Below are 26,279 nucleotides of genomic sequence, written 5' to 3' on the forward strand. Positions count from 1 at the left end.
ATAAACCTGACCAGTTGAGTTCCATCGCCAAATGTTTGCCCAACTGATCAGGGTTCTAAGCGCTTTTGATAAATCAATTACCAAAAACCACTTTTATGAGTACAAAACTACAAAAAATAATAGTGCAGATGTCCAAATGTGCTCTCTACTGTATAATCTTTCAGCTTTCTTTTTATACCCTGGCCATATCCTATGACATTGAAGCACAAAACAAAAATCTGAAGAAAATAGAGATTTTCTTTGAATCGGAAAACGCCACGCTGAATCAGGTTTTTAACAGAATAGAAGAACTTACCAGCTTTACTTTTGCCTATTTGGAGGATGAACTTCCCGATAAATTAGTCACGCTTCCTGCGGAAAAGCAGAACATGGAAAAATTGCTAAGAAAAATAGCTTATCAGGCTGGTGTTGCTTTCAGACGGGTGGGGCTCACCATTCATGTGAAACCGCGAAGTTCACAACATAAGTATGCAGTACGGGAAGAAAAGGCAAACCTGCAAGGAGGGCAGCTTCAACACATGGTCACCGGGAAAGTGACCGATGAAAATGGTGAAGTGCTGCCGGGGGTATCCATTTTGGAAAAAGGTACCACCAATGGTCTGATCACAGACGCACAAGGCAATTATCAAATGGAAGTAGTCGATGGAAATGCCATACTTATTTTCTCATTTTTAGGTTACCAACGCGAAGAGATAGCGGTTAAAGACAGGACCGAGATCAATATCCAGATGTTGCCGGATGTCCAGGCACTTGAAGACATCATTGTAGTGGGTTTCGGTGAGCAGCGCAAGATCAGCTTTACCGGTGCGCAATCCAGTATTCCTGCCCGTGAACTCGACCATCCCGTAGCAGATATCAGCACGATGCTGGCAGGGCGTCTTGCCGGCATAACCGGTGTCCAGAGATCCGGAGAACCGGGTTATGACGGAGCAGATATATGGATCAGAGGTATCTCCACGATGAGCGGAGTTAGCAGCCCGTTGATACTTGTGGATGGTGTGGAACGATCCATGAATAATATCGATCCCCAGGATATCGAGTCATTCAGTATTTTAAAAGATGCCTCGGCAACGGCGGTATACGGGGTCAGAGGAGCCAATGGCGTGATCCTGATAAACACTAAAAGAGGAAAAGAAGGGAAACCAGAGATTATATTTGATTTTAACCAGGGGATTACCCGTTTTACGCAAACACCCGAACTACTCGGCGGTGTCGATTATATGCAATTATCCAATGAAGCGCTTACTACCAGGGGGGAAGCGCCACGGTATAGCCAGGAGATTATTGAAAAAACAGCCAGTAAGTACGACCCTTTTGTCTATCCTGATGTCAATTGGATGGACGAAGTGTTCAGGGATTACGGATACAATCGACAGGCCAGCCTGAATGTACATGGCGGTTCAGCTACTTCAAAGTATTATGTGTCATTGGGCTATTACGATGAAACAGGTTTATACAACACCGATGCCCTGGCGCAATATGACTCGAAAGCCCGCTTTACCAGGTATAATGTAACCACTAATGTTACGATGGATCTGACGCCTAGTACTAAGGTGGATCTGGGAATTCAGGGTTACTTGTCCAAAGGTAATTATCCCGGAGAATCGGCCAATACCATATTCAATGGCGCGCTTGAGATAAGCCCGGTAGAGTATCCGGTTATGTATCCCGGAGGATTTGTGCCCGGAAGAAGCCCGAATGGAGGTATGAGAAATCCCTACGCCGATGCCACACTCAGAGGGTATCAAAATCATGACCGCAACCAGTTGTATTCAAACCTCCGGGTAACACAAGACTTAGACGATTTAACCGAAGGGCTTTCTGCCACGGCCATGTTTGCTTTCGATGCTTATAACGAACACAATATTCTACGGAGAAAACGTGAAGATACCTGGATTGTAGATGTAAATAACCCAAGGAACCCCGACGGGACCTTGAATTTGGGTACGGTACCTACTTTTCAGGGACAAAACTTTTTGGATTATTCCCGTACCAACGGTGGAAACAGGCGGTTTTATCTGGAAGCCTCCTTTAATTACGACAGGGCTTTTGAAAAGCATCGGGTAGGAGGATTACTGTTGTTTAACAAAACAGACTATTTAAATGCATTTGCAGAAAATTTTACGGAATCCATACCCTTCAGAAACCAGGGATTAGCCGGGAGAATCACCTATGCTTATGATGATCGGTACTTTATTGAGTTTAATGCGGGCTATAATGGTTCTGAGAATTTTGCGCCCTCCAACAGATATGGATTCTTTCCGGCCTTTGGCGTGGGTTGGGCAATTTCCAATGAGAAATTCTTTCAACCGCTTACCAAAGTGATAGATTTTCTTAAAATCAGATATACAGATGGTAAAGTAGGGTCTGCTTCGGGAGCAGGCAGGTTTGCCTATATAGGAGAGGTGATCAAAGATCAGAATCGCGGGTATAGCTTTGGAAGGGACAGGATCAGACATGATGGAATTTTTGAAAATTCTTATGCGGTAGATGTCACCTGGGCAGATGCCCGTAAGCAGGATTTGGGAATAGAAATCAACATGTTCAATTATCGTCTGGGGATAATCTTTGATGTATTTAAGGAATATACCGAAGGGGCTTTTTTAGGAAGGGCTGACATACCGAATTACATCGGCCTGAATGCTGATCCTTTTGGTAACATCGGTATTGTTGAAAACAAAGGATTTGATGGTTCGGTCAATTTTGATAAAAGTTTTAAAGAATTAATAATAGGCGTCAGGGCAACTTTTTCATATAACAGAAATAAAATATTGGAGAATGGTCAGCCGGAGCAACAATATCCATGGATGGAACGCAGGGGTGACCCGGTACTGGCGCGTTACGGATTTATAGCTGAAAGGCTATTTACTTTTGAGGATGATAGCAACGGTGATGGATACATTACTCCCGAAGACGGAGGTTTTGCAGAGCAATTTGGTGAAATAATGCCCGGAGATATCAAATACAAGGATCTCAATGAAGATGGTCGTATCGATGCCTATGATGAGGTTCAGATTGGGCAGGGCGATGTTCCTGCACTTACCTATGGTTTTGGCATCAGTTTAAGCTATCGGAATTTTGATATGAGTTTATTCTTCCAGGGCCAGTCTGAGGCAGATATCATCCTGAGTGGCACCGGCATAATTCCATTCAGAGGCGACGGTGGTGGAGCCAACTTATATCAGGTAGCACTGGACCGGTGGACAGAAGAAAATCCGGATCCCAATGCTATGTATCCCAGATTGTCCTACGGTTCTTCTGCCATAGGCCAGAATAATAATACCCAGACAAGTACCTGGTGGCTCAGGGACATTGACTTTCTGAGGCTTAAAACAGCCGAGCTGGGTTATACTTTACCCCAACATATTGCAAAGGTGCTGAGCATGAAAAGTGCACGTATATATATGAGAGGTGTAAACCTTCTTACTTTCAGCCAATTCGATATCTGGGATCCCGAACTTTTCACTTCTAATGGTGCACGATATCCCAATAGCACCATCTATTCAATGGGTATTAATCTTCAATTTTAAATGACATGAAAGCAATGAGAATAAAATTTCTGTTAACAACGGTTGTCATTACCCTGGTTAGTGCTTCATGTAGTGATTACCTGGAACAGGTACCCGATGACAGGCTCACCCTGGAGCAGACTTTTGCAAACCAGGTTACGGTAGAGCAATACCTGGCCAATGTCTATTCTGTGCTTCCTGATGAGTTATCGCAAAGGCATCTGGCCAACAATGCAGGGCCATGGACCGGTGGGTCCGATGAAGCAGAATATGTATGGTCATTTGTGTCGAGCAATGATATAAACATCGGAACCTGGAATCCGACAACGGGATTTGTCAATGATAAGTGGACTAATTATTACCGGGGAATCCGCAATGCAAGTTATTTCATGGAGCATGTAAATGAATGCCAGGATTGTGTTCCTCAATTAGCCATTCAATATCATGCCGAAGCGCGGGCCTTGCGGGCGATTTTTTACTATCACCTTATCCGTTTATTTGGTCCTGTGGTGCTTGTAGGGGAAACACCCCTTCCGCCTGATGCGCCGGTGGAGGAAATCCATCTTCCCAGGAGTACATTTGATGCCTGTGTTGAATATATTGTCAGCGAATTCGATGAAGCGATGCTTGACCTGCCCAATGTTCCTGCCAATAATGATGCCTATGGGAGAATCAACAGGCCCTATGCTATGGCTATCAGATCGCAGGTTTTACTATTGGCAGCCAGCCCATTGTTTAACGGAAATACAGACTATGCCGATCTGATGAATGCGGATGGTAAACATTTAATCAGTCAGACTTATGATGAAAACAAATGGAGCGTTGCAGCAGAATCCTACCGGCAATTCATGACCGAATTTGTGCCGGGTACCTTTGATCTCTATAGAAAAAGTAACAGCGACGGACAGTTTGATCCGTATTTGTCAACCAGAGATGTTATGCTTGATGAGTGGAATGAAGAAATAATTATCGCTCGTCCCTTTGCCGATATTGGATCGAGGCAATATGAAATGACGCCCTTTCATTCGGGTAGCGTCGGTGAAGTCAGGGGCAGTGGCGGACTGGGCGCTACGCAAGCTATGGTAGATGCTTATTTTATGGCAAATGGCAGGTCGATTGACGATCCACAATCAGGATATGAAGAATCAGGATTTTCCAGTTTCCGGACGCCCTATGATTTCATGGAACGGGAAACATTCAATCAATGGGTAGACCGGGAGCCGCGGTTTTACACAAATATTACTTATGATAATACACTATGGCTCAACCGGAATACAGGTGATATCATCACCCGGACCTGGTTTGAAGGTAATTCGGGAAGAAAAGCGGGAGGAAATGATTACTCTCCAACAGGGTACATTGTCAGGAAGAATATGGGGCTTGGCGACTGGTCAAGTGGAAACAGGTCAAACAGCATATTGCGCCTTGCAGAAATTTACCTGGATTACGCAGAGGCCCTTAATGAATCATCTCCGGGCAATCCGGATATCCTGAAGTACCTTAACCTGATCAGGAACAGGGCAGGTATCCCGGAATATGGCTCCGCAGAGTTGGAGGCTCCTGACAATGAAGCTGCCATGCGGGAAGCTATCAGGAAAGAAAGAAGAGTGGAACTGGCATTTGAGAACGTACGTTATTTCGATGCCCGAAGATGGAAAATTGCCGAAGAGGTGTTCAACGGCCCGATGATGGCATTGGATATTAATGCTCCTGCTATCGAAGATTTTTATCAGCAAGTTCAATTCGAAAATCGCATATTTGAAAAACGTCACTATCTGTGGCCCATTCCCCAGGACGAAATCAATACAAACCAAAAACTGGTGCAGAATTCAGGCTGGTAAGGAGTACCCTGATTTTACATGCCATACCCTGGCAGTTTAATTTTTTTAATTAGGTTTTAAATGCAATGAAAATTTATAAACATATAATATATATTACTATGAGTGTTACTGGTTTCACGGTAGCAGCATTACGTGGTTTCTCGCAGGATATTACAGCAACCGGAGGTACGCTTACGGTGCGTGTGGAAAATGGCGGCGGTAGCGATGCTGCAGAAGGATCGAACAAAGTGATTGATAATGATATCAACACAAAATTCCTTTCGGATTTTCCCGATGATAATTTGCAGTGGATACAGTTTCAGCTCAATACACCCGCAGTAGTGGGTATATATACCCTCACAACCGGTAATGACGCCCCCGAAAGAGATCCCAAAGACTGGACTTTGGAAGGTTCACCTAACGGTACAGACTGGACGGTTTTGGATACCCGTGCCAATAGGCAACTGGGCGGGAGGTTTAATACGACTGCATTTGAAATTGAGAACAGCATAGCTTACGCGTATTATCGTTTATACATCACCGCATTGAATGGTTCAGGTACTTTTCAACTGGGAGAGTGGCGATTGCTGGAGGCAAAGGCACCGGAAGCACCTGCCAACCTCAGTGCTGTTTCTTCGGCCGGGAATGAAATATTCCTGACCTGGGAGGATAACAGTATGGTGGAAAAGGGCTTCCAACTCGAAAGATCCCTTGATAATATCACTTTCCAGAAGATTGCTGATTTCAATACCAATGTAACGAGTTATTACGATAATGATCTCAGTCAGGGCACAACCTATTATTATCGGATTCGCAGTTACAATTCCTTCGGCACATCTGACTTTACTCCGGTAGTCGAAGTTACTACCTTGGATTATAGTGGTGCCTTTATCGATATCACAGATGATGGAGGGACATTAACCGTTTCCAAGGAAAATGATAACGAAAATGAAAACTCCCCGAAGTTTATTGATAACGATATAAATACTAAGTTTTTAGTTGGATTCACGCCCACATTATGGACTCAGTATGAATCTAAATCTGCTTTTTCAACCCATCTGGTGACCAAGTACAGTATTACTTCAGCGAATGATGCTCCGTCAAGAGACCCTAAAGACTGGACGTTCGAGGGTTCAAACGACGGACTAAACTGGGTCATACTTGATACCCGGACCAATCAAAGCTTTCCATCCCGCTTTCAGGAACGCTCTTTCACCTTTGTCAATAGTGATTTATATCAATATTACCGCCTGAACATGACCGAAAATCATGGATCGGATGCTTATCAGATGGCTGAGTGGCAAATCTTCGGGATACCTTTGAACGCACCTGCCGTACCGGCCAATTTAACAGTTACCGAGGTGACCGAATACGCCATTTCTATCAGTTGGGATGATGTGGCAAACAATGAATCCGGTTATGAAATAGCAAAATCCACAGATGGGAGTTCGTTTACAGCCATTGATACAGTGGAAGCAGATGTAAGCGTTTTTACAGAAAACAGCCTGAATTTGTTAACCACTTATTATTACAAAGTCAGGGCGATCAGTTCTTCGGGAAATTCTATTTATTCAAACATGGTAGAAGCCACTACTATTTATGATGAAAAGCTTCCCCTCCCGGCTGAATCTTTGATGGCATCACCCTTATCGGAAACTGAGGTAGCATTGAGCTGGACAGACAATGCCTATAATGAAAAAGGTTATGATCTTGAGCGCTCTCCGGATGGTGAGGAGTTCACAGTGGTAGCTTCGGTGGGAGAAAATGTTACTTCGTATACCGATAATGAAGCGCGAGTTGCGACCATGTACTATTACCGGGTCAGACCGTTTAATGACTACAGTCTTGGTTCAGACCAAGAGGTTCCCTATACCCCGGTTGTGCAGGTAACTACATTGGGGGCTAATCAGGAACCAACCATGGCTGAATTAATGGACCGGAAAAGCTGTAATTACACGGATGCTTATACCATTACCGTAGAAGGGTTGACGCCTGGCCCTGAAACGTATCAGAAGCTAAGTTTATCGGTTATAACCGACAATGGCAGTCTGTTCAGTAACCTTTCTGCAAGTGAAGTGAAAGAAGGAAAAGCGGAAATTACTTATAAGCTTAACGAAGGGATCATAGGAGAGGCAAATGTGACTGTAACTGTAACTGATGATGGCGGCACATTGAATGGCGGCACGGATAGTTTTAGCAGGGAGTTTAAGGTGATTGCTTATGAGTTAGGCATTGAAATTACAGGAAATTATACCTCCGAGAAAGTATCCCGCGGTGATATTATCGCGTTGACGGTAACAGGTGAGGGAGATTATAACTACCAATGGGAGGAAGGCCCCGGAATTTTAAGTGACCTGAATGGTGAAACCATCACCATAAAACCGAATCAGAATTATGTATATGTTGTATGGGCCAGTACATCGGAAGGTTGCACGAAGGATGCAACATCAGTTGTGCAGATGGAAGGCAGCCCCTATCTCATTGAATCGAGCAATATTCTTACGCCAAATGGCGATACAAAAAATGATACCTGGGTAGTATGGAATATCAATACCTATCCGGGAAATCATGTCAGGGTGTATGACCTGGAAGGCCGTGTCGTATTTGACCGCGAAGATTATGATAATAGCTGGGACGGTACATTCCAGGGAAGCATATTGTCATCAGGAACTTATTATTACATAATCGATTTAGGCTCTGGCATTCCAATCGTTAAGGGCACATTAACAATTCTTCACAATTAATCGGTAAAAAAATGCAACACATTGACTATACATCTATTTTCAGAAGCGGTTTCAGGTGGGTAATCATAGGCCTGCTTCCGCTATTTTCTGCCCAGAAAGGATATGCTCAGTTAAGTCCGTCAGGATCTGTATATTTTCTCAATCAGTTTGCCTTTAATCCTGCTATGTCGGGCGTCGAGGAAAACCTTAAAATCACGCTTTCATATCAGCAAAGGGCCAGTAGCATGAGTTCCGGAACAAATACGCAATATGTAACAGCAGATTACGGTTACAGCAAAAGTGTAGGCCTGGGCATAGCCGTATTCAGGCAAGAAATGGGAATATTGAAAGGAACACGCTTTCTGGCTAATTATTCATATCATATTTCCTTAGCCGAAGATAAAAACCTTTCTTTCGGGCTGTCTCTCGGGGCGGTCGATGAAAGTATCGATATTGATGAAATAATTGGAGATCCCGGAGATCCGGTAGTGGCAGATTTTAATGATACCGGGATACAATTGGATGGGGATTTTGGCCTGTCATACACCATGAAAGATCTTAACATTCAGGCTGCGGGATTACACCTGGGGTCGTTGATTTATGATCATAATGAAAATATGATTACCTCTTTAAGACAGCCTGTTGTTTTTGTAGCGGCCAGTTATCATATTTTGTTGAGAGCGGGAACGAATGCTATCAGTTTAAGACCCAAAGCACTATACCGGAAAGTGAAGGAGTATCAGGAAGTCGTAGATATCGGAGCGCAAATAAACTTTTTAGACGAAAAGCTGAATTTTTTCACCATGTATCACACTTCTAAGAGTGCCACGTTCGGCCTGGGTGCCGAGATAAAAAACTTTGTTGCTTTTAGTTCAATGTTTACCACAGAATCGACAGAATATGACGGAAATGCCGGCAGCAATTTTGAATTGGCATTGCGGTTAAGGATAGATTGATCTGGTCCGGTGAAATTAAATCATTTAAAACAAAATTTTGAAGTCAATAAATAATAGTATTAACATGATTGCAAAAGAAATTTACCCATTGATTTTTTGCCTTTTGGCGGGTGTAAGTTGCAGCGATAAGCCTGATGAAAAGCGGGAACCGGAGGCTCATATTCCTGATAATGAGGGAATAGCGCCTTATACTGATGAAGATGCCACCAAGGCGTTTGAGGCTTTTAACCAGTATTTTTATGATACGGATGCCAGGCTGTATTACCGCACAACCAAACGAATTGAACTGGCCGAAGGGTGGACACAAGCTATATTTTGGGATATCGTGATGGATGCTTACCTTCGCACGAAAAGTCCGGAATATCTTGATTTGCTTAAGGAAGTATATGAGGGAGGAAACAATGCGTATTCAAATTTTAATTGGCATGATGTCAAAACCGTAAACGATTTCATCTATGACGATATGATGTGGTGGATAATAGCATTGGCCAGGGGCTATGAAATTACAGCAGATCAGGAATATCTCGATAAAGCCATTGACGGGTTTAATTTTGTCTGGGAAGAGGCTTTTGATCCGATAGATGGCGGCATGCTGTGGAGCTGGAAAGTAGAAGGCAAAAATGCCTGTATCAATTACCCTACGGTTATTGGTGCTATGTATTTATACAACATAACAGGCGAAGATGCTTATCTGGCAAAAGCAAAGAACATTTATAGTTGGTCCCGCAAGAACCTCTTTGAATCAACGACAGGGCGCGTTGCTGATCATATTGTGGGGAATCACCCCCCGGGATTTGAAGACTATACCTATAATCAGGGTGTATGTATTGGTGCGGCTGTGATGTTGTACAGCGTGACAGGAAGCGGGTCTTATTTAAGTGATGCCAGGTTGGCGGCGGAATATACCCGGAAAGAAATGTCAGATAGTAACGGGATCCTGCCCGCTGAAGGAGATTGGAATGAACAGGGTGTCCTCAAAGCTATTTTTGCCCGGTATTTGTATATGCTGATTGAGGAGGGTGAGCATGGACAATATTTAACATGGTTAAGAAAAAATGCTGCTTTGGCCTGGTCAAACAGGGACGTCACTCGCAACCTGATGTATAGAGACTATACCGTGAAATGTCCTGAAGGTGATTTTCAATCCTACGAAGCCTCCAGCGCGGTGGGGATCATGCAGGTTTATCCTCCCGAGCAGTAATAATGGATGTTAACTGGGGCTGTCCGATAAGTATTATGTTTCGATTGGCCCCAAATTTTATTTGCTTTAAAGACCGGCACCCCCCTGCCGCCCTCAAGGGGGAGTCACACCATAGAACCGGATGGCGCAAGCGTCCCGCGGGTGTTACACAACGTTTTTTTCGAAAATAATGAAAGCCAGCACGCATTGAGCGGAGGTAACGCGTGCCCCTGCGAAGATGAGCACGCATTTTTTTTTCAATACAGCGATAGAAAAATCAGATAGTCTGAAGCAGTGGATAGAAAATGATCATCTGTCCGGAACTGGCAACGTGCATACCTGCGCCACCTGATACAACAAGCCTGCGGCCAGGTAATACCAAACTTTTGAAAATGCCAGGGGAAGTTAACAATGGTATAAAAAGGGAAGCAAAGTCGGGTTCTTTTTCCTCAGCCAAGTGCGTTATGAAATGATTGATCAGGCTTGGGTAGGTAAATGCAACCGTGAATTTTGCAGAGAGCCTGGATAGATTGATTCATTTCCCTTACCTTTGCGCTGGCAATGTGATTTCCTGTTGCCAACGGTGACAATGGAAGCCGGACAACATATTGTAAACCGGAGGGGAGGTTGCCTTTGATGATAGATGATCATTGTGCTAAATATGAATAAGACTGTGTAATCAATGTGAAAAAACTTGTTGCAATCACTCTTTTGCTTTGTGTTACTTACGGACCTCTTTATCAATTGGGATTCACCGCCTACTATATTTTAAATTTGGAGCAAATAATAGACCGGTTTTGTGTGAACAAAGACCAAACTATTACAAAGTGTAATGCCAGGTGTTATTTATCAGAGCAACTTTCTATTGTAGACAGTCCGGAAGAGCATAGAGATGCCAAAGGTATTGCTACGATTTTAGTGCTGTTCCCATTGTATTTTGAGTTACTCAAAACCGACTGGCATTTGTTCTCGACAGCGTGTGAAAATTCTGTTTCCGGCTATAACGCAGAACATTATCACTCTCTTACGCTGAAAGTGCCCATACCGCCTCCCAAAGTTTAAGACACACCGCTTCAAATTTACCGGAATCAACAATTGGTTCCTTTCAATATGTGTCTTAAAACTAAACTTAGATGAAAAAAAATATTATTTGGCTCATTGCCCTGGCTTTGAGCGCCACTGTCCATGGACAAAATGTTACGGGCATGGTTAAATCCAACGAGGGAGAAGGAATTCCTTTTGCTTCAATTGCTGTTTTAAATAGCACAAAGGGTACCCAGGCCGACGAACTAGGCTACTTTAATCTCGATCTTAAACCGGGAAAATACCAGTTGTCCTTTAGCGCTGTCGGCTATGCTACAAGGATAGAAAACCTGACCGTGCAAAAGGGACAGGAAGCCAGCCTGACTGTCAACCTGCCACCAAGCATTAAATCTCTGGATCAGGTAGTAATAACGGCTGAGAAGAAAGAAACGGAATTGCAGCGTACACCAGTGGCCGTCTCGGTACTGGAGGCGAAAGATTTGGAAGAATACCGCATATGGTCATTCAGCGATATGAGCGCATTAGCGCCAAGCCTGCAGACGGTAGAGCATGGAGGAAGCACCAGTTCGTTGTTTATGAACATCCGGGGAGTCATGGGCCTTCATTCTCAAACGGCTGTAGCCACTTACATCGATGGTGTATATCAGTTTGAATCTTTTTCTGTACCTATGACTTTTAATAATGTGGAACGCATAGAAATATTACGCGGGCCGCAGGGCACATTGTATGGCCGCAATGCCTTTGGCGGTGTAGTCAACATTGTAACTAAAAAGCCCGATAATAATGCTGAAGGTACTGTGGAAATAGGGCTCGGTAACTTCGGGCAGCAGCGTTATTCTGCCAGTTACCGTACTCCGTTGGCTAAAAACAAACTTTTTCTGGGGGTGTCAGGACTTTTTGATCAGCGGTCCGGGGTATATACCAATACCATTACCGATGATGATTTTGATCGCCCTCAAAGTATCTCCACAGGATTAAACCTGGTTTACATTGCTTCGCCAAAATGGGATTTTGCCCTGAATATGCGATATGAACGAAATGAAGATCAGGGAAGCTATCCGTGGGTTACATCAGACAGCCTTCTTTTTGCCAACCCTTACACCGTTGCGCGAAACTCGCCCAATATCGAACGGCGGCACAATTACAATGCTTCGGTCAAAGCGACTTATAGCGGCGATCATGTGAATTTTCATGCCATATCTGCTTATCAGCGTTATGAAAGGGGATTCCCGGAATTGCTGGATGTAGACTTTACGGGGGCTGACTTGAGAAAGGTGCAAAACGACTGGGATATCGGGACTTTTACCCAGGAGTTTCGCGTTTCTTCCGCTCAAAATAAGTCGTCGGTGTTGGCGTGGACAATAGGTACTTTTGGTTGGGTGGCACCTGATGGCAGCAATGAAAACGCTACTTTTCGAACACCTGAGGGGGGTGGATTTACAACCCGGAGAAACAGTGAATTCAACAACCGGGGCATTGCCTTTTTTGGCCAACTTACTTATCAGCTTACCGATAAACTTTCCTTTACTCCCGGATTGCGCTATGATTATGAGGTCAGGGAACTGGCGCAGGAAAGAATAACCATCCAGCCGGATGGTGAGGTGTCTTCAAACCAACCGCTGACCGATTTCGAAACGTCTTTTGATGCCTTCACGCCAAAGGTTAACCTCGCCTATCAATTCAATACAGCAACCATGGTTTACGCACAGTATGCCAGGGGTTTCAGAGCAGGAGGGTTAAATGCTTTTGCCCCTGATGCCGATGACATCCCTTTTGACCCGGAATACTCAGATAATTATGAAATAGGCGTAAAGAGTACTTTTTTCAATAACAAATTACGACTCAACGTTATCAGTTTTTATTTACAACAGCGTGATCAGCAGGTGAACGTAATTGAAGATGCTTTTTTCTTAACGCGCAACACGGGTGATATGAATAATCTGGGTTTGGAACTGGAATTGGAGGCATTACCTTTTCCAAACCTTCGGATACAATGGACAGGTAGCCTGAGCAGGGCGGAATACGAAAATTTAGTTGTATTTTCTAACGGGGAAAATCGCGACTTTTCAGGGAATAAACCTTTGTTTAACCCTCCTGTTGCTTCTTTTTTAGCAGCACAATACACAAAACCACTGGGTAAAAGTATTGCGGTCTTTGTACGGGGCGAGCACAGGTATACAGGTGAGCACTATTTCAATTTTGATAATGTAGTTCGACAATCACCCTATCATCTCTACAATGCCAGGCTCGGAATGTCGTACAGAAATTATGAGGTGGCATTCTGGGGCCGAAATTTAAGTGATGTTAAATACAGAACCTGGGCTACCCGCGTTTTTCTACTCAGCCAGCCCAGAATGTGGGGTGTAACATTGAAAGTGAATTTTAGATCAATGAGCTAATAAATTTCCCGAAGAGAGATCTTCAAACAGTTAAAGACCTCTCTTCGGGAAATTTATTGAACACGCATAGCATCAATGAAACCGGATGTTACCTCTGTCATTTTTTCCTGAGTTTGACACGCTAATTTTGGAAAAGTGTCCATACGGGCTAGAAACGTTAATTTTTGATGGGTTTTACCATGAAAGCCGGGTAAAAGCTATTTGCTAAATGCCGTTATTATCCATCTGTTTCACCTCCTTTTGCCCAAATAGTCCTTTTGGTCTACTTATGGGCAAAATATTAGTTGCGTGATAAAAATTTTAAAAAAGGCATAAAAAGGTTGAAATATTACACGGATGTAGATTAGTAATTAAATGTTATGTGCATAAGTAAATATCATTTTTGTATATAAATATCTAATAATAAGTTATTTATGATTATTTTGCTAATGCACACCATGAATTTTTGTGTGAAATGTATAAAATAAATAACATGTAATATTTATATCAGTTAGCGATTTTTTTACCTTTGTTTCATTCCTAACTTTCTACCGGTCTTAAACATTTTTTTTCACTACAGCTATAGGAGAATCAGCATGTGTAGGTCTTTTTACTTCTTTTTTTTAGTATTTTTTATGGGTAATACCGGTTATGGTCAAACTACTTCGGTGGAAAAAGGCAAGGGTAAGAAGGAAGTCATTCCGCAGAAGCAACCGGAGAGTATTATTGAAGAAAAAAAAGGTAAGCTGAAGGATAGTCTTTCCTGGATTGAGGATTATCTGAACGAGCGAAACAAAATCCCAAAAGCCGACAGTATTGAACGTTTTCTCATTGAGACAACTACAGACAGCATAAAAAACTTCTCCCAAAATAACCTTTCCAACAGTTTTAGGAATCTCCGGGAAAAAGGAAAAGCAGATAGCCTGAAGCAGTGGATAGAAAAGGATCAGCTTTCCAAATTGTCATCTTTTAGTCCAACCCTTGATTCCTTATTGTCATCAAAAAAAATTATTTCTGAGCGAATGATCAGGGATTTTTATGACTCTTTAGGTATCGATAACATGCCGATTTCAGGCATTAAACAGGGAGTGTCAGAGGAAGAGCTTATCAATCGGATTAACCGCAAATTTTTTACTATTCCTGCAGAGGGAAATCATATCGAGGGGATACATGACAATTTTTCCGATAAGTATTTGTCGCCGGAGTTTGCTTCTCAACTGCCAAAGCTTGCAGCGCAACAATTACCATCGGAATACCTCGAAAAAATAGACAGCCTCAAATCCATCAATTTAAAAGAGCAACGTATAGCCCTCAAAGAAAAGTACCTTTCAAATGATCATGTGGTGCTGAATCTAAAGGAAAAAGGGAAATTTTGGGACAGGGCCTATTTTGAAGGCATTATCGGAGTTGCTAATCCGGAGGAGAAAGTTGTGCAACTGACTCCAGCTGTAGGGATGCACCTGTTCGATAACTTTTCCGTGGGTATGGGGCCCATTATTCAATTTTACGAACAAAAAAGAACCGCTTATCAAAGCTCCCTTGGTTTGAGGCAATTTATCAAGCAGGAATTTCTTAATCGGAAAGGCTATTTACAAGCGGAGTACATATTAAATCCACAGGTAGAGAACCTGGAGAATCTGGCAGTAGACAGACATTCTTTTTTAGTCGGTGGTGGTGTAATTGTACCATCTTCGGGACTTTTTGCGATGAATATAAGTCTACTTTATAATCTTAATGATCAATTGAAAGAAGTTCAAAATAGTTCGCCATGGGTATTTAGAGTAGGAATCAGCAAAATTTCGAATTCAAAAAAATAATCAAGCCTTATGCAAAGCAAAAATATGGAAAGTCTGAAATGGATTTTATGCATTTTGTTCGTGGGTTTTTCGTTCGCGGGCCCTGCTCAGCTTTTAGATAATAAAAAGGATAAACAACCCTATTATTTTAACATTTGCGAAGCTTCTGATAACGAAGTATTTGAAATTCATGACCATCTTTTGAGCTTTCAATACGATGATAAATATGGTAAATCCAAAGAGATCCCTTTGCAGATATTGAATTGGAAAATGGAACCATTGGCTACAGTTATGCTTGGGAAAGTTTATGGGGCTAATTATTTCAATATCGACCTATCGAAAATAATTCCTGTCCATTACAATCAGGTTTACCATATGAAAATCCAGGATGAACTAGGCCATAAGGTAGAAGCTGCCTTTAAACTGATGGAGGGAGTGGAAAATGAAATATTGATCGATCTCATAGTCAATCCTCAAAGTTTAAAATGTGATTCCCCGGAAGGTAATTTGATTGAATTTTATGGTAACATCAACCATGGAAGGACACCCTATTCGGTCAATTGGTACATTTTAAATGATGCCAGAACAAATTTATTATATCAACCAATTTCAGAGGAAATCAGAACACCGGGAAAAACATCGGCCATTCAAGTAGATGTAACGCCAGCATATTTTGTAATGCTTCATGTAGTAGATGCTTGTGGGAATGAGCAACAGAAAATGCTTCAATTAACCTGTTCCGAAGAAAAAAATAGTGTAAATACAATTTTTGTAGAACCATTAAAACAAAGCATACTGCCTGTATCTGATTTTGATTGAAATAAAGGTGATACATTTTTTAGTAAAAACCTATCATGGTTTTACAGGACTTTTTCTCAATTAGATATAGTAAATAAGCCAATGATAAAAAGTATTTTAATCTGCTTCAATTTTTTGATAGCAATAGCACTGATCGTATATGTATATCGACTTGATCACCATAAAAAGTCTGTATTTATAACCAATGAACTTGTTTTCAACCGCTTTAAAGGAACAAAATCCATGAAAGAAAGGTTAGCAACGCTACGATCCGATCAGGCTAAAAGTATAGACTCTTTGGCCAGTTTTTATGATGATTCCAGACTGGAACAAGAGAAGATAAGACTTCAGGTTTTTTTTGAAAATATGTCAAATCAGTATACCGTGGAAATCTGGAAACAAATCAACCAGTACATCAGCGATTACGGGCATGCCAACGATTTGAACTTCATTTATGGAGCGACGGGTTCCGGAAATCTAATGTTTGCCAGAGATGCCTGTGACATTACTGAGGAGGTAATCGAGTATTGCAATAAACGTTACGAAGGTGATGAATAAGTACAGCACTTTTTTACTGGGAATTGCCACAGTTTGGTGGGTGGGTTGTCAAAGTAATCTAAGCCAAAGCGATTACATCGATTGGGTACAGGACTACGATAACCATCTTCGTGCCCACAAGAAAGTGGGGGATTATTTTTTTGATTTACAATACCAGCCCCCGGCATACTTGCAATTGTTAAGGCAATATAACGGTGAAGCCACTGAAAAATCACCTTCATCCACAGTGGCCGATGATCTCCAGTATTACAAATTGGAAATTGGCATGAGTGATGGCGCTACCGATTTTATTAATTATGGCATTGAAAGTATGGCGGACAAACAAAGGAAGATCTATTATCTGTCTTATACCTTTCAAAATGATATTTATCTGAGGGAGGCAGAGGAAACCCTTCCTTGCATTCTTTTCCATTTCGAAAGGTCGATTGACCTGAAATCCGGCAGAACTTTTATGTTGGCGTTTGAAAACAAATTCAAAGGAAATCAGGAAGCACAACTGATTATCGATTCACCCCTGTTTGGTGGTGTTCCTATAAAAATAAAGGTATCTAAAACGAATATTCCAAATCTCGAAGTATGATTAAATTGATACGACGTAGTAGAAAACAGCTAGCTATCTTCTTTGTTTTGCTGATGTTTTTTCAAGTGGCACAGATTCCTGCTACTTACGCACTTACCTCCGGACCCAGTCAACCTGAAATGCAGTCCTTCCAGCCCGCCGGGGTTTCGGACATGGTCGATCTCTTTACCGGTGATTTTAGCTATAACATTCCACTTTTTGAATTGCCCGGCCCCAACGGTGGATATCCCTTCAACCTATCCTATCAATCGGGTATTACCATGGATCAGGAAGCAAGCTGGGTAGGGCTTGGATTCAGCTTAAACCCGGGAGCCATTAACCGGCAAATGCGCGGCTTGCCCGATGAGTTTAAAGGAGATGAAATCTATACTAAAATGTCAATTAAGCCCAGCGTCACAGTCGGTCTGTCCGCTGACGCTGACGTGGAGGTTTTTGGTGGGGCAAATCTGGGATTAGGTCTTAGTGTATCACAAAACAACTATAAGGGATTTGGCTACAGTATCGATGGTTCCACTGGTTTTGGCAGGACACTGGGAAGGGGTATGACCGGTGGTATCGGTTTAAGAGTAAGTCTCGACCCTAAAGAAGGGATCGGCGTTAATCCAAATTTGACTTTGGGAACTGAAATCGGTGATTTTGGTATAGGAGCCGGATACAATTCAAAGCAGGGCTTAAACAGTGTCAACCTCTCTTATGTAAACGATTTAGGCCCTTTAACTTCGAGACCCATCATATTAGGGACTTCAATTTCATTGTTGGCACAGGGATATACGCCCCAGGTAAGTATGCCCATGCGAAATATGAGTATTGCAGCCGAATTTAAAGCCGGATCGGCATGGTGGGGAATTTTTCTAAATGCCACCATCGAAGGTTTTTACAGTGAGCAATGGCTTAAAGAAGACCAAAAGAGGGTAAAGTCCAATGCCTTTGGTTATATGAATTATCAATTTGCCACTGCCGACCGGGATGTACTTGATTTTAACCGGGAAAAAGATGGCATAGTGAGTAAAGAAACCCCTAATCTGGCGATTCCTTCACTTACCTATGATATTTATTCTGTTACTGGCCAAGGTGTCGGAGCGATGTACAGACCTAAAAGAAATGACTATGGTATTGTTCGCGATCCGGAAACTGTTTCCAAATCCACAGGCGGATCTGCAGGGATAGAAGGTGCACCTACATTAGTTCACGCCGGCGTAAACCTGACATTAAATCATTCGGAGTCCAAATCCGGAAAATGGTCAGATCGTAATGACATGGCTGGTGCAGGCGCTTTCACCAAAAGTAATGTCAATAAAGTTTATGAGCCCTGGTACTTTAAAGTACATGGCGAACCAACCAGTGAAAGCATGGAAACACTTCAAAAATTAGGTGGTGATGAAGCGGTCAGGGTTCAATTAAAGGGAACTAATTCTGAGCCTGAAGCAAGCCAAACATTAGAAAGAAATAACTGGAATGCACCGCTTACGGCAATAAATGAAGATAACGGTGAAAGGAAACCGAGAAATCAGGTGATTCAATCAATTACTAATGATGAGCTATTGACTGCTAATGGAACCGCGCTGAATGCTTTGTTCAAAGTTACTTATAAAGGCCATAACGGTACTTTACGGAATTTTGATCGCACCACCTTGCCTGGCCACCACCCGGCCGGGCTTACAGCGCTTACACCCGGCGGACTTAGATATAATTATGCCATTCCAGCCTACAATAACTATCGGGAAGATGTCATTTACAGCACTGACAAACAAGCCGAAGATGTTTCCCGGGTAGATGTTTGCGATAATGGTAACTGTGGTGGTGAAAATGGAGATCCCCCCTATGCTAAGTATGACCACACAGATCAATACCTTAAACGCGTAGAAATACCCGCTTATGCTCATTCCTACTTATTAACCTCCATAGTCGGTCCTGACTATGTGGACGTAACCGGAGATGGGGTGAGCGAGGATGACCTGGGCTATTGGGTGAAATTCACCTATCAGAAAACGACCTCGGAGGCAGACCCCTATAAATGGAGGGATCCCTACTCCCGGGCACATTTCATTGAAGGTTGGGAAACCGATCCGAGAGATGATAAAGGACAATTTGTCTATGGCAAGAAAGATATTTGGTATTTAACACAAGCCGAAACCAAATCACACATAGCCACCTTTACCCTGCAGGACAGGAACGATGGCAGGGGCGTAGCGACAAAGCTGCAAGACAGTAACGATACGGGCAAAACATTAAAATCCCTTTCACAAATAAAATTGTATAGCCGCGCTTCCGGACATAACTATACCATCAAAACTGTTAATTTCCACTATGACTATTCTTTATGTCAGGGAGTATATAATAATCCGTCGGGAGAAGGAAAACTAACCTTGAAAAAGGTCTGGTTTGAATATGGAAATAGTAGAAAAGGTCAATTCAACCCCTATGTTTTTACCTATCATCAGAGTAATCCATCGTATGATAATCTTGCCTATGACCGTTGGGGTAACTACAAACCGTATCCGCCGAACAACTACGAAAAAAATAAAGATTTTCCTTATGTTGAACAAAATCCACTGCAAAAGGCAACGATCGACGCCAATGTCGCCTCCTGGAGTTTGAGTAAAATACAACTACCCTCCGGTGCCGAAATGCGAATAGATTATGAAACCGATGATTACGCCTATGTTCAGCATAAGACGGCCATGCAAATGATGCCAATGGTGGATCCTGATGTAACCTCCGATCTGATCGATGAAAATGCGAATTTTAATTTGAACGACGGTAATGCCAAAGTCAGTAAAGTCATATTCCGTAAGGGGATATTGGAAAGCGTCGATGCTTATGACGGTGGATCATTTGTTAAAACCACCCATTTGAAATGGAATAAGTTGACGGGTAATCCTGTTCTTACTTCCGTAAACAACAACTTTGATGAACCTGTCTACCAATACAATATTCCGGCTTTTACCCAGTACCAGGGTATGGGTGCGGCCTATAAAAATATAGGGGTCCAATTTTCTGTTGAAGCGGTACGGCGACTTTCAGAACAAGATCAGGCCACCTATGAATTCTCAACTGTCATGGGCGAAAATGCCCTGTTTCCCGGGGATGAGATCTTTTTGTATTCAAGTGATAGTGAATTTAAAGAACCGCTGGTACTGGCAGTTTACCTGGGAAAGGAAGACGGGGTTCATCTTTTACACAGTGAAGGCGTGTTGGAAGAGGATTCGTATGACGCCATGCTCATTCGATCGGGAAGGCGGAACCAACTGGAAGTGGATGCGGGCAATATGACTGCCTTGAATGACCCCAGTATTCCCGGCATAGAAAAAACCTATAATAAAACAATTGTGATACCTAACCAATGATGAAAAATTATTTAGTTAAAATAATGAGACTGCTTTTTCCCATCGGTGTATTTTCAATGATCGCTGGGATGCTCAATCCGGTTTATGGTCAGGGAACCGTACCAGACAATGTTGAAAAAGCCGCCCTTCAAGCGATTTATAATGCAACTAATGGGGCATCCTGGACAGAGCAATTCCGATGGACACAAGGTCAAATCGATAGTTACCCTGTTACAACTTTACACGGGATTGAAATTGCTAATGGCGACATTACCTCCATCGCCTTGAATGGAGTTGGGATGAGTGGTACCCTTCCGAATGAATTGAACAACCTTACCGCCCTGGTAAGTATTTCAATGGCAAGTAATTCAATTACCGGCACCATTCCGGATTTGAGCGCTTTACAGCAATTAGGAACATTGAACCTGCGCAATAATGGTTTCTCAGGAAATTTTCCGTCGCATATTGGTAATTTATCCAGCCTTGTAACCCTCAATCTTGCAAGTAGTTCTGACCCTACCAACAAATTAACCGGCCCATTGCCAACCAGTTACAGTTCGTTAAGTAATTTGAGGAGCATGGACATTTCTAACAATGACCTTAGTGCGACGGGGTCAATTCCAACCTCTTTTTCAACGCTCGGTAATTTAGAAGTTCTCGACTTAAGGAACTGTGGGATCAATGTAAATTCGGTATCTACAGGTGGTCTTTCCGGCCTGTCTCTTTTACGTAGATTGGATTTAAGCGAAAACCATTCGCTGTATTCACCGGGAGGTCAGTTCCCGGATATTTTGGCTAATTTACCAAACCTCACTACTTTATATTTGGAAAACATTGGTTTTGAAAGCCTGCCTGCAACATTCAATAACCTATTGAATCTTGAAGACTTAAGTTTAAAAAATAATAATTATTCCAATGTAAGCGTGTTGTCCTCGATCGTTAATACCCTGCAAAATAATGTAAATCTGAAAAGGCTTTGGCTGAATAACTGCCAGCTTACCGGGTTACCCTCCAATTTCAGCAATCTGAGCACTTTAGAAGACCTGTATTTAAACATCAACCCAAATTTGGTTACTTCACAATGGGAAATAGTTGGCCAATTACCGGCACTGCAACTTCTCTCGGTGGAAAACAGCGGCCTCACCGATTTACCTCAGTCAATAACAAGTATTACTACGCTAAGAAGCCTACACCTTAAAGGTAACAATTTATACCCCGTTCCTGAACATATTAAAAACATTCCTAATTTAATCTTGTTGGATCTGGCACTAAATGGAATTACTACTATTCCCAGATGGCTAGGTACTGCCAATACGGTCACCATCGAATCATTGGATTTGAGTAATAATGGTTTGGAATTGCCAATCCAAAGCAGATTTAGACATCTAAGTAATCTCAGGTACTTGGACCTTAGCAATAATAACCTAGATGGTGTGTTGCCTGCTTTTTTTTCCGAATTTACCAATTTATATTATTTAGATCTGCGCAATAATTTACTGGATTCACCACTTCCCAACCTGAGAGGCTTAACGTCCTTAGACTACTTGTACATATCTTTTAATGAATTTACAGGAGCTTTGCCCTCCTATTTATCAGAGGCGGGGAGAGTAAATTTAAGATTTTACTTCAATAATAATCATTTTGATGCTATTTCACCTTTTGGAAATAATCCGAATTTAGAGGTTGATGCTTCCAATAATAAGTTACATTTTGATCACTTTGTTCCGCAACCTGGTTTAAAAAGTTTCACAATTGCCCCTCAGGATTCTATTGATACCGAAAGGACCCAACGAGTCTACGTGAGACAAGATGGTAATTTAAAGGCTATGGTGGATACTGCCACTGTGCCGCTGAGCTCATTTCAGTGGTTTCAATACATTGAGGGGGGGGATGATATTGCCTTGACACCGGCACCCATCCAAGGGGGACATATCCATGTGCTGGAAGATGTTACCATAGACTATGATAGCGCTCAATTTTATTATCAGGTAACCAATCCAACGGATGCGCCCGGTCTTACTTTAACCAGTCGACTGATAACGCTCGAGGTGACATGTGATGTTTTTCCTTCGATGATGGGCTTTGATCCTGAAAGGTATTTGTGTGCCATGAATTTCACTCCGGATTTTGAAGTTAATCAGCTTACTAAACCCAGTGCTTATCAATGGGATTTTGGGGACGGGAATACTTCCACCGATCGAAGAGCATGGCATGCCTACCAACAGGAGGGGACTTACGATGTTTCACTCTACATACAATACGATTATTTTGGTTGCGTGCGAGATACTACTATCACCAAACAAGTGGTATTTGAGTTGCCGCAAGAATTTGTTGTCGATTCCCTGTTGCAAGTAAAGACAGACACAAGGACCAATGTCATCAATACCTCGGTCAGTACTTTTTCCGATGTATGGACCATGACTTTCCCTGAAGAAACACTTGATGATCGCAACAGTTACCTTAACGGAACATTAGGTGTATGGCGAAATGAAGGAACCCATGCCTATGATGTGCCCAGAGAGCTTTCAGCCACCACGAACATCGCTAACGATGGCATCTTTGACCTGGAAAGGTTTAATTGGCAATATGCAGATGCCGGGGTTATTCCCCACTGGATAAAAGCCAACACGATGACCACTTACAGCCCCTATAGCTATGAGCTGGAAAACAAAGACGTGCTGGATATTTACTCAGCGGCGCTTTATGATTACGGAGGCCATCTTCCCGCTGCAAACGGGGTAAACATGAGGAATGATGAAATGGCCTTCACAGGGTTTGAATATTTTGATAACTATGCTTCGGGTAATTGGAGATTCAATAACCAGGCAATTCCTGCTTATACGATTTACAAAATAATAGCAGCGGTTGGGCATATGGCGGTGGTTGAGGCCAGCAGTGAAGATTTGCAGAATGTTTTCTCTGCGGATGTTTTGGCCTACCGTATAAACAGTTTGTCTTCCGGCGCAAAGCAATTCAACTATATAGGTAATAACGAAATTGTTTGTATGGAAGTACATCCTGAAGATCCGGCATTGACCCTGGTTGTATTCAAACGGGCGCCATTTGGCGGGCTTTGGGGGGGCAAAATGAAAATTAGAAATACGTTGACCCCGGGCACCACCCCGGTGATCGACGATCTGGTTTCACATACCGGGAAAAAAAGTCTGAAAATTACTGCTAGTACCAATTACAAGCAGGAGTTGTTGCAGCTTGACTCAGCCAAGACTTATGTGATCAATGCCTGGGTTTCTGTTAATAACATGCATTTATTGACACCTCAATTGGCAGAAGGGATTAGCCTGGAGGTAATTCTGAAAAATGCTAATGATCAGACGGTCTTATCGGCACCCTTTGTTCCCGAGGGACAAATAATTGAGGGGTGGCAACAACTCAAAGGAAACTTTGTTTGCCCGGATAAAGAAACTACCCTGGAACTTAATTTTAACCCTGGAACTGCAGCCGCGGTTTGGTTTGATGACCTCAGGCTTCACCCTGAATTGGGTAATATGAAAAGTTATGTATATGATCTGAAAGATTATCGCTTGCAGGCTATTTTGGACGAAGAAAACTTTGCTTCCTATTTCTACTATGATGAGGAAGGGAACCTTTACTTAACCAAGAAAGAAACCGAAAGAGGTATCAAAACGATTTCTGAGAATGTGAGCTATATTTTGGAACATAACCCAATGAGTCCGGGCAATTAGAGAAGGTAAAGACGAATAAAATGACCCAATACTTCTATGAATAAATACTACTTGTTTTTTGTACCGGTTGCCTATTGCCTTTGCCCCTTTCAAACAAAGGCACAAGACTTCAAACAGGCCCTGCTAAATATGCGCCAGGAATATGAAGCTTCCGAAAATATGCACATAGAGATGCAGGTCACTGCTTTTGATGACACTACGGCCACTAACCCCTTTTTTCAGCAGAAAGCCATTGTCAAACGCCAAAATGATAGTTATCATCAGGTATTTGGCGATATGGAAATGATGATAAATGCAAAAGCAATAATTGTAGTCAATAAAGAGGCTAAAACCATTATATGCAATCCAAGGAACCTGACCGCCGAAGATGAAATAAAGGACCCATTCCAACTTAATTTGGATAGTATTATGAATTTCTACGAAGAACCTAAGCTTTTGAGCAGCGAAGCGGGTGTGGACCGGTACAGCATTCGTCAAAAGCAGGGGCCAATAGGCAAAGTCGAACTGGCAATTGATACTGAGAGAAACCGACTCTTGAAATTAGCTTATCACTACGTTCAGGGACAATATGTGGTGATTGATTTTTTGGTATTTGATAACCGGGTGCAATTTCCCAAAAACACATTTAGTGAAACAAAATATTTGTCATTGGGAGAAGATCAATTGAAGGCTTCATCGAAGTATAAAGGATATCAAATTCTGAATAACGGGATTAATTTTTAGGAGCAGTTGACTGAAAAATGAATAAAAAATCATAGAGAAATTATTATAGCTTAACTCATGGACCTTATACTAAAAATGACAAAAATGAAAGCAACGATTATATTGACTTTTGTAGTACTTCCAGCTTGTTTTAATGTGGTAGCCCAACCCGTTAGTTATGATAGGAATGCTGGTAATGGAGGAAATAACACCAATTCGTACTTTGGTTACGAGGCAGGAGAGGTAAGTACTGGCGATGGGAACACATTTATCGGCAAACAATCAGGCTTTGCAAATACTTCAGGCTATCAAAATTCTTTCTTAGGATACCGCTCCGGGAATGCAAATATCGATGGGAGGGATAATGTGTTTATAGGGTTTGAGGCAGGTGGAATGAATACTACCGGCGATGCTAACGTTTACATTGGCAATCAAACCGGTTTAAACAACACCGGAGGAATAAAGAATGTGTTTGTAGGTAGGTGGGCAGGAGAAAATAATGTCAGCGGCAATTCTAATCTTTTCTTAGGGTATACCGCTGGGCGTCATGAAACAGGTTCAAATAAACTTTACATAGCCAATGATGATTTGGCAGTTCCCCTCATTTATGGGGATTTTAGCACAGATCAGGTAGGGATCAATATGAAACCGCCTGCGGAATATCAATTTGGCGTTACGGGTAACATGTATTCAACCGGCAACTTAAGGATCGATGGCGGAATGATAAGCAGCCCGGGGGGAGATCTACAATTTCAGACCGCGGGGTTATCCAGAATTACCGTGTCAAATGCGGATGGAAATGTAGGCATCGGAGGAAATCCTACTGCTGCTTATAAGCTGGCGGTGGAAGGCCACATTGGCGCCAGGGAGGTGAATGTAACCAATAGCGTCTGGCCCGACTATGTGTTTATGGAAACTTATCACCTGCCAACGCTGACAGAACTGGAGCAATTTATAAAAGAAAATCATCACCTTCCCGATATTCCTTCTGCCAATGAAGTAAATGAAAATGGGGTTGATTTGGGATCAATGAATGGTCTTTTGCTTGAAAAGATCGAGCAACTGATGTTATACACCATTGCACAGCAAAAGGAAATTGAGGAAAAGGAGAATAGGGTAAAGGCATTAGAAAAACGTTTGGAGCAAATTGAAAAACATTTAAGTGATTTGAATAAATAATTAAAAAAACCTGTTTAAAGCTTTGG

Annotated in this window: 15 protein-coding genes; all 15 read left to right on the top strand. The window is 42.3% G+C overall.

Going from position 1 to position 26,279, the window contains the following annotated elements:
- Positions 1-95: 95 nt before the first annotated feature.
- The gene (locus AC04NP_RS21250) at positions 96-3,530 is read left to right on the top strand and encodes a SusC/RagA family TonB-linked outer membrane protein (protein ID WP_482861957.1); all 3,435 of its coding nucleotides are present in this window, start codon (positions 96-98) and stop codon (positions 3,528-3,530) included.
- A gap of 14 nt (positions 3,531-3,544) precedes the next feature.
- Entirely contained in the window at positions 3,545-5,350 is a 1,806-nt protein-coding gene (locus tag AC04NP_RS21255; RefSeq protein ID WP_482861958.1) for a RagB/SusD family nutrient uptake outer membrane protein, read from the top strand.
- Between the two features lie 98 nt (positions 5,351-5,448).
- The gene (locus AC04NP_RS21260; RefSeq protein ID WP_482861959.1) at positions 5,449-8,073 is read left to right on the top strand and encodes a T9SS type B sorting domain-containing protein; all 2,625 of its coding nucleotides are present in this window, start codon (positions 5,449-5,451) and stop codon (positions 8,071-8,073) included.
- A gap of 11 nt (positions 8,074-8,084) precedes the next feature.
- A complete protein-coding gene (locus AC04NP_RS21265) occupies positions 8,085-9,008 on the top strand; it encodes a PorP/SprF family type IX secretion system membrane protein (RefSeq protein WP_482861960.1) in 924 nt (307 codons plus the stop codon).
- A 64-nt stretch (positions 9,009-9,072) separates the two neighbouring features.
- A complete protein-coding gene (locus AC04NP_RS21270) occupies positions 9,073-10,209 on the top strand; it encodes a glycoside hydrolase family 76 protein (protein ID WP_482861961.1) in 1,137 nt (378 codons plus the stop codon).
- Between the two features lie 753 nt (positions 10,210-10,962).
- Positions 10,963-11,250 (top strand): hypothetical protein, encoded by a 288-nt coding sequence (locus tag AC04NP_RS21275; protein WP_482861962.1) that lies wholly within the window; start codon positions 10,963-10,965, stop codon positions 11,248-11,250.
- A gap of 71 nt (positions 11,251-11,321) precedes the next feature.
- A complete protein-coding gene (locus tag AC04NP_RS21280) occupies positions 11,322-13,631 on the top strand; it encodes a TonB-dependent receptor (RefSeq protein ID WP_482861963.1) in 2,310 nt (769 codons plus the stop codon).
- Positions 13,632-14,245: 614 nt separating this feature from the next.
- Complete coding sequence (locus AC04NP_RS21285; RefSeq protein WP_482861964.1) at positions 14,246-15,427, top strand: hypothetical protein; 1,182 nt, start codon at positions 14,246-14,248, stop codon at positions 15,425-15,427.
- A 9-nt stretch (positions 15,428-15,436) separates the two neighbouring features.
- Complete coding sequence (locus tag AC04NP_RS21290; RefSeq protein WP_482861965.1) at positions 15,437-16,225, top strand: hypothetical protein; 789 nt, start codon at positions 15,437-15,439, stop codon at positions 16,223-16,225.
- Between the two features lie 114 nt (positions 16,226-16,339).
- A complete protein-coding gene (locus AC04NP_RS21295) occupies positions 16,340-16,762 on the top strand; it encodes an OmpH/Skp family outer membrane protein (protein ID WP_482861966.1) in 423 nt (140 codons plus the stop codon).
- On the top strand, positions 16,755-17,342 hold the full coding sequence (locus tag AC04NP_RS21300; RefSeq protein ID WP_482861967.1) for a hypothetical protein: 588 nt from the start codon (positions 16,755-16,757) through the stop codon (positions 17,340-17,342). Before AC04NP_RS21295 ends, AC04NP_RS21300 begins: the two co-directional genes overlap by 8 nt.
- Positions 17,339-20,689 (top strand): hypothetical protein, encoded by a 3,351-nt coding sequence (locus AC04NP_RS21305; RefSeq protein WP_482861968.1) that lies wholly within the window; start codon positions 17,339-17,341, stop codon positions 20,687-20,689. The genes AC04NP_RS21300 and AC04NP_RS21305 overlap by 4 nt, the downstream gene beginning before the upstream one ends.
- A 23-nt stretch (positions 20,690-20,712) precedes the next feature.
- The gene (locus tag AC04NP_RS21310) at positions 20,713-24,372 is read left to right on the top strand and encodes a PKD domain-containing protein (RefSeq protein WP_482861969.1); all 3,660 of its coding nucleotides are present in this window, start codon (positions 20,713-20,715) and stop codon (positions 24,370-24,372) included.
- 36 nt (positions 24,373-24,408) lie between these two features.
- Positions 24,409-25,095, top strand: coding sequence for a LolA3 family protein (locus tag AC04NP_RS21315; protein WP_482861970.1), 687 nt, complete (start codon positions 24,409-24,411; stop codon positions 25,093-25,095).
- Between the two features lie 84 nt (positions 25,096-25,179).
- Positions 25,180-26,253, top strand: coding sequence for a hypothetical protein (locus AC04NP_RS21320; protein WP_482861971.1), 1,074 nt, complete (start codon positions 25,180-25,182; stop codon positions 26,251-26,253).
- Positions 26,254-26,279: the final 26 nt, after the last annotated feature.

The organism is Agaribacillus sp. DX54, assembly GCF_056858335.1.